This window comes from Nonomuraea sp. NPDC001684 (assembly GCF_053596515.1).
This window is the reverse complement of the sequence record NZ_JBSFGJ010000808.1, coordinates 1-2003: the sequence shown is the minus strand read 5'-3', so window position 1 is coordinate 2003 and position 2003 is coordinate 1. Positions and strand designations below refer to the sequence as shown.

Below are 2003 nucleotides of genomic sequence, written 5' to 3'. Positions count from 1 at the left end.
CGGCCGCGGAGGTCATGGAGCCGATCGCGCCGCGCCGTCCCGACCTGATCGCCAACATCAGCCCGACCGCGGCCGAGGGCCCGGTCAGGGAGAAGGCGTTCGCCGGCACGCTGCCCGAGACGGAGAAGCCGCTGACCTTGTCGCAGACCATCAACCGCACGCTCGCCGACGCGCTGGTGGTCTACCCCGAGATGACGGTCTTCGGCGAGGACGTCGCCAGGAAGGGCGGCGTCTACGGCGTCACCCGGGGGCTGCAGAAGCGGTTCGGCGGCTCGCGGGTGTTCGACACGCTCCTCGACGAGCAGGCCATCCTCGGCCTCGCGCTCGGCTCGGCGGTGTCCAACCAGCTCCCGGTGCCGGAGATCCAATACCTGGCCTACCTGCACAACGCGCTCGACCAGATCCGCGGCGAGGGCGCCACCCTGTCGTTCTTCTCGCGCGGCGCCTACACCAACGGCATGGTCGTCCGCGTCGCGGGCTACGCCTACCAGAAGGGCTTCGGCGGCCACTTCCACAACGACAACGCGGTGGCCGCGCTGCGCGACATCCCGGGTCTGGTCCTCGCCTCGCCCGCGCGTCCCGACGACGCCGCCGCCATGTTGCGCACCTGCCTGGCCGCCGCCCGTACGGCCGGGTCGGTCTGCGTGTTCCTGGAGCCGATCGCGCTCTACCACACGCGTGACCTGTTCGAGGAGGGCGACGGCGGCTGGCTGGCGCCGTACACGCCGCCGGGGCGCTGGCGTGAGACGCACGTGCCCGTCGGCCGGGCCCGCTCGTACGGCGAGGGCCGTGACCTGACGATCGTGACGTTCGGCAACGGGCTGCGGATGAGCCTGCGCGCCGCGGTCCGGCTCACCCAGGAGGGCTACGGCTGCCGCGTCCTCGACCTGCGCTGGCTGGCCCCCCTGCCGGTGGACGACCTGCTGCGGGCGGCCGAGCTGACCGGCAAGGTGCTGATCGCCGACGAGACCCGCCACTCCGGGGGCGTGTCCGAGGGCGTGACGGCCGAGCTGATCGACGCCGGGTTCACGGGGCAGGTGGCCCGGGTGACCTCGGCCGACAGCTTCATCCCGCTGGGCGACGCGGCCGACCACGTCCTGCTGTCGGAGGAGGAGATCGAGCAGGCGGCGCGCAAGCTACTCGGCTGAGCGCGCCCCTCTGACGCAGGCCGGCTTCGACCAGGCGACCGTGGTGGCCGCCGAGATGCGCAGCGGCACCCCCACCAGGAAGCAGTAGCCGGTGTCCGGGTCGAGCCCGGCGACGCGGCCGCTGGTGGCGCCCGTGCCGAGGGCGACGACGGTCACCTCGCCCCCGCCCGCCCGCGAGCGTTGCAGGACGACCGGGTAGCGGCGGGCGTCGGCCGGCAGCGCCCAGCTCAGCTCCACCAGGGCGCCGCGGTCGGCGGTGACCTTGAGCCTGCGGGGGGCGAGCGCGGCGACGTCCCGCTTGCTGATCGGCGGCGGGGTGGTGGCGGTCGCCGCGGGCGTCGCGGCCTCGGGGCGGCGCTCGGTGGGGCCCGGACCGGCGGGCGGGCGCAGCGACAGGTAGACGGCCAGGCCGGTGCCGCCGATCGCGACGGCCGCGACCGAGCCCCCGATCAGCAGACGCCTCCCGAGGCTTCCGGCCCTGGCGGGCGGCGTCGTGACGGCCTCCCGCCGAGCCCCGCCCATGTCCCCCGCCGTGGGGGCGACCCGCCTCGCCACGCCCGCGTTACCCGCCAGTCCCGGCTGATGCGGGGCGGGGGCTTGGGGGTGGGGGTGGGGGAGCCGGCTGCCGGTGGCGGGGAGGGAGGAGTCGCCGGGGTGCGGCGGAGGCTGCGGGCCGCCGCGCGGGCGGCGCGGGACGGTGGACGTCGCCGGCCCCGGCCCCGGATCCTGGCCCACCAGGTCGGTCACCGACAACCCCAGCTCGGCCTGCACCTCCTGCAACCGCCGCGCCAGCTCCCTGGCCGAGCCGGGCCGCAGCTCGGGCTGCTTGGACATCGCGTGCAGGATCGTCCCGAA

The 2003-nt window shown here is 75.6% G+C and carries 1 protein-coding gene and 1 pseudogene; one reads left to right on the top strand and one right to left on the bottom strand.

The features are described from left to right. On the top strand, positions 1–1148 hold a 1148-nt coding region (locus ACWCSD_RS52005; RefSeq protein ID WP_449927230.1), incomplete at its 5' end, for an alpha-ketoacid dehydrogenase subunit beta. On the opposite strand, the pseudogene ACWCSD_RS52000 reads toward ACWCSD_RS52005, so the two are convergent. Then, positions 1137–2003, bottom strand: a pseudogene (locus ACWCSD_RS52000) (hypothetical protein); the annotation flags it as partial. The gene ACWCSD_RS52005 and the pseudogene ACWCSD_RS52000 sit on opposite strands and share 12 nt — an antisense overlap.